General features: G+C 72.0%; 5 protein-coding genes. 2 read left to right on the plus strand and 3 right to left on the minus strand.

Translation table 11 applies throughout. The features are described 5' to 3' along the window. Positions 1–117: 117 nt before the first annotated feature. Positions 118–612: a CarD family transcriptional regulator gene (locus G6030_RS09710; RefSeq protein WP_061916532.1), complete on the minus strand. Its 495-nt coding sequence runs from the start codon at positions 610–612 to the stop codon at positions 118–120. 197 nt (positions 613–809) lie between these two features. On the opposite strand from G6030_RS09710, the gene G6030_RS09715 reads away from it, so the two are divergent. Together G6030_RS09715 and disA are read left to right on the plus strand one after the other, a co-directional pair. Then, positions 810–1,379, plus strand: a complete 570-nt coding sequence (locus G6030_RS09715) for a hypothetical protein (RefSeq protein ID WP_182642999.1) — start codon at positions 810–812, stop codon at positions 1,377–1,379. 52 nt (positions 1,380–1,431) lie between these two features. Next, positions 1,432–2,490, plus strand: a complete 1,059-nt coding sequence (gene disA, locus G6030_RS09720) for a DNA integrity scanning diadenylate cyclase DisA (protein WP_182643000.1) — start codon at positions 1,432–1,434, stop codon at positions 2,488–2,490. 12 nt (positions 2,491–2,502) lie between these two features. On the opposite strand, the gene G6030_RS09725 is transcribed toward disA, so the two are convergent. Further along, on the minus strand, positions 2,503–3,162 hold the full coding sequence (locus G6030_RS09725; RefSeq protein ID WP_182643001.1) for a hypothetical protein: 660 nt from the start codon (positions 3,160–3,162) through the stop codon (positions 2,503–2,505). A 119-nt stretch (positions 3,163–3,281) separates the two neighbouring features. Beyond that, positions 3,282–3,935, minus strand: a complete 654-nt coding sequence (locus G6030_RS09730) for a carbonic anhydrase (protein ID WP_007628448.1) — start codon at positions 3,933–3,935, stop codon at positions 3,282–3,284. Positions 3,936–4,071: the final 136 nt, after the last annotated feature.

The raw sequence follows: 4,071 nt of genomic DNA on the forward strand, positions 1-4,071 counted from the left end.
GCCGCGGGGACGACGGCGGCCACCCTGCCCGTCGGGGCGGGGTGGCCGTCGATACCGGGCCCGGGTGCGTCCCCGGGCGTGCGCTGACGCGTCATGCCGACTGGTGGGCGGCGGGTGTCACGCCGGGGCGGCGGAGCCCAGCACCTCGTCGAGGAGGGCGTCCGCACGCTCCTCGTCGGAGCGCTCGGCGAGCGCCAGCTCCCCGACCAGGACCTGGCGGGCCTTGGCGAGCATCCGCTTCTCGCCGGCGGACAGGCCGCGGTCGAGGTCGCGGCGCCAGAGGTCGCGGACGACCTCGGCCACCTTGTTGACGTCGCCGGAGGCGAGCTTCTCGCCGTTGGCCTTGTAGCGCCGGGACCAGTTGGTGGGCTCCTCCGCGTGCTCGGTGCGCAGGACCTCGAAAACCTTGTCGAGACCCGCCTGGTCCACGACGTCGCGCACGCCCACGTACTCGGCGTTCTCGGCCGGTACCTTCACCGTGAGGTCGCCCTGTGAGACCTTGAGGACGAGGTATTCCTTCTCGGTGCCCTTGACCGTCCGCATCTCGATCGCCTGAATGGTGGCGGCGCCGTGATGCGGGTAGACGACGGTGTCGCCGACCTTGAACTCCATGAGTGGCTTTCCCCTTTCGACTGACCTATCTTAGCACGCCCTCAGTCCAGGCGTTTTCCGTTTGCGCAGGTCAGCAACGTGCCGGGCGGGACGGCACGTTCGCGGGGGCGAGACCGGGCCACTCTGCCGCAGGTCCGGACCGGCCGTGGACTACGATGAGACCGGCCTGAGAGACGACCATCCCCGAGGAGCCTGACGTGACTTCACCGAACACCGGCCTGCGCCGCACCGCGCTCGTAGTCCTGGCCGTGGGCGCCGCCCTCGGGGCCTCGGCCTGCAGCGCCGGACAGGTCTCGCAGACGGCCAACCAGGTCGCCGCGGTCGACGGTGGACGCGGTGAGGTCGGCGACCTGGCGGTCAACGACCTGCAGGTGGTCGTCCCCGAGAACGGCGGCCAGGCCCGTGTCGGCTTCGTCGCCTCCTTCAGCGGCTACGGCCTGGGTGAGCCGGTCTCGCTGGACAGCGTCCAGATCGACGGGGCCCCGGTCCAGCTCGGTGAGACGCAGCCGCTCGAGCGCGGCTGCTCGATCGTGGTCGACGCCCGCGAGAACGCCGAGCCCGTCCCGGTGGAGGGCGTGTGCGTCGAGCAGACCACCGCCACCCTGCCGTCGGCGGACGACCTGAGCATCGGCACCTCGGTGCCCGCCACCGTCTCCTTCTCCAACGGCGACCGCATCGAGACCCAGGCCGCCGTCGTCGGCGAGATCCTCGAGGCTGGCGAGTACACCCGTCCGACGGAGTTCGTCGGCGAGTCCGAGGGGCACTGACACGTCCGCCCTCTCCGCCCGCTCGGCCGACGGTTCGCCGGTCGACCCCGAGATGCGCGCCGTGCTGCGCCGTCTCGCCCCGGGCACGGCGCTGCGTGACGCACTCGACCGGATCCGCCGCAGCGGCACCGGTGGCCTCGTGGTGCTCGGTGACGACCCGATGGTCCAGGCCGTCTGCGACGGCGGCGTGGACCTCGACGTCGAGTTCACCCCGGCCCGACTGCGGGAACTGAGCAAGATGGACGGCGCGGTCGTGCTGTCCACCGACGGTTCCCGCATCACCCGTGCCAACGTCCACCTCGTCCCGGATCCCTCGCTGCCCGCCGTCGAGACGGGCACCCGACACCGCGCCGCGGAGCGGACGGCCGCGCACACCGGCGTGCCCACCGTCGCCGTCTCGGCGTCGATGACGACGGTCACCGTCTACGCCGGCGGTCTGGCCCGCGTGCTCGCGGACCCGGTCGTGCTGCTCGCGCGCGCCGACCAGACCGTCGCGACCATGGAGCGTCACGGCGCCCACGCCGCCCGCGCCCGCGCCCGACTCGACCGGGCGGAGATGGGCGACTACGCCTCCGTCCGCGACGTGGTGGCCATGGCCCAGAGACTGCTCCGTCTCGAGCGTCTGGGCGCCGAGCTCGCCGAGCTCACGGTGGAGATGGGCGAGTACGGTCGGCAGACCACTCTCCAGTTGGAGGAGCTGCTCTCCGACACCCCGGACGAACTGCGGGGCCTCGTCGCCGACCACCTGCGGGTCGAGCCCGTCGACGGTGACGCGCGCCCGGTCCCGACCGCCGAGCAGATCGACGCCGGGCTGGAGCGGTTGGCCGCACTCTCCGACGCCGACCTCCTCCTGCCCGCTCCCGTGGCCCGGTGCCTGGGGTTGCCGGCCGAGCCCGAGGACCTCGACGAGCACGTCACGGCCCGGGGGTACCGGATGCTCGCGCACATCCCGCGCCTCCGGCCGGTGCAGATCATGGCCCTCGTCGAACGCTTCGGTTCGGTCCCCGCGCTGCTCTCGGCCGAGCAGTCGGACTTCGCGGACGTCGAGGGCGTCGGCGCGCTCTGGGCGCGGCACGTCCGCCAGCGCCTCACGGGCCTGGGCGTCGTCTGACCCGACCGCGGCTCAGGACTCGGGGGCCTCGACGACGTTGAACGTGGCCGCCGGGCTGAAGACGTTCCCGACCAGCGCGTACACCTGGTACGCGCCCACCTCCACGGGCGTGCGATCCGCCTCCGAGCAGGCGCCCTCCGCCGAGCGGCGGCCGGTCCAGTCGATCTGACGCGGCTCGGGCTCGTCGGGACGCAACTCGACCTCGTCCTCGTCGCGCGGGGTCGTGCAGTCGATGCTCGACCACACCTTGGAGTTGTCGTCCAGGCGGTACACCTCGAACGACAACGGCGCCTCCGCCAGGTCGCGGTCACAGGTCGTGTCCGAGACGTTGACGATGTTCACGAAGAAGCGCACGTCCTGCCCCACCGCCACGTTCGGCTCGGCGGGCCAGACGTCGAGGCGCAGGTCCTCGTCCGCGCACCGTCCCCGCGACGCACCGCCGTCGTCGGCGCGTTCCGAGGTCCCGGTGGTCGACGTCTCCGAGGTGGCCACCGGCTCCGTGGAGCCCGCGTCACCGCCGGTGGCGGTCTCCTGGGTGTCCGTCCCGGTGTCCCGCGAGGCGAGGAAGAGCGCGAGCACCACGACCAGGACGGCGACGACCACGACGACCACCGCGGCGACGCGGCGACGCACATAGACTTCACGCGGAAGGGGGCCCTGGGGTTCGTGCACGGGCCCAACTCTAGAGCCGAGCCCGCGCACCGTCGGACCTGCGGCGCGGCGTGTCCCCCAGACGGCGCCGCCGGTGCGCTTGACGGCGCCGCCGGTGCGCGGTCGCTAGACCGCGACCATCAGACCGCGACCATCTCCTCGCCGGGGCCGTGCGGGACGTCCTGCACGTCCCCGATGGCGCTGCGGAGGTAGGCGTGACCGTCGGAGAGCTTGTAGGTGACCCCGACGATCGCCAACCGGCCCTCGTCGACCCTGTCGCTGATGATCTTGGACCGCTGCTTGAGCAGTTCGCCCGTCTCCAGCACGTGGCGCGCCTCGAAGTCGTCGGTCGTGCTCAGTCCCTCGCGACGGCCGTTGAGGATCGACGGCGACACCTTCTCGACCACGTCACGCAGGAAACCGGGCGGGATCTCCCCGGTCGCCAGCGCGTCCGTGGTGGCCTTGACCGCGCCACAGCTGTCGTGGCCCAGCACGACGATCAGCGGGGTGTCGAGCACGTGCACGGCGTACTCGATGGATCCGAGGACCGCGGTGTCGATGATGTGGCCCGCGGTGCGGATGACGAACAGGTCGCCGAGGCCCTGGTCGAAGATGATCTCGGCCGCCACCCGCGAGTCGGAACACCCGAACAGCACCGCTTTGGGGTGCTGCGCGGCGACGAGCTTCTCCCGCCGCTCGGTATTCTGACTCGGATGACGCATCTGGCCCTCGACGAACCGGTGATTGCCGTCGCGCAGCGAGGCCCAGGCACTGATCGGGTTGGTATGAGGCATGGCTCATATTGTGCACGGCCACCCGCGGGGGCCGGACGTTGACCTCTGTCGACACGCCGGCTCTGCTGTCCTGGTTCGAGCGCGTCGGCCGCCCGCTGCCCTGGCGCGCGGAGGGCACCGGCGCGTGGGAGATCCT

Source organism: Dietzia sp. E1 (assembly GCF_014145015.1).
Classification (GTDB): Bacteria; Actinomycetota; Actinomycetes; order Mycobacteriales; family Mycobacteriaceae; genus Dietzia; species Dietzia cinnamea_A.

Excerpts from the sequence above, each read along its gene's own strand:
- G6030_RS09710 (WP_061916532.1), bottom strand. The coding sequence starts at position 612 with ATGGAGTTCAAGGTCGGCGACACCGTCGTCTACCCGCATCACGGCGCC.
- G6030_RS09730 (WP_007628448.1), bottom strand. The coding sequence starts at position 3,935 with ATGCCTCATACCAACCCGATCAGTGCCTGGGCCTCGCTGCGCGACGGC.
- disA (WP_182643000.1), top strand. The coding sequence starts at position 1,432 with ATGCGCGCCGTGCTGCGCCGTCTCGCCCCGGGCACGGCGCTGCGTGAC.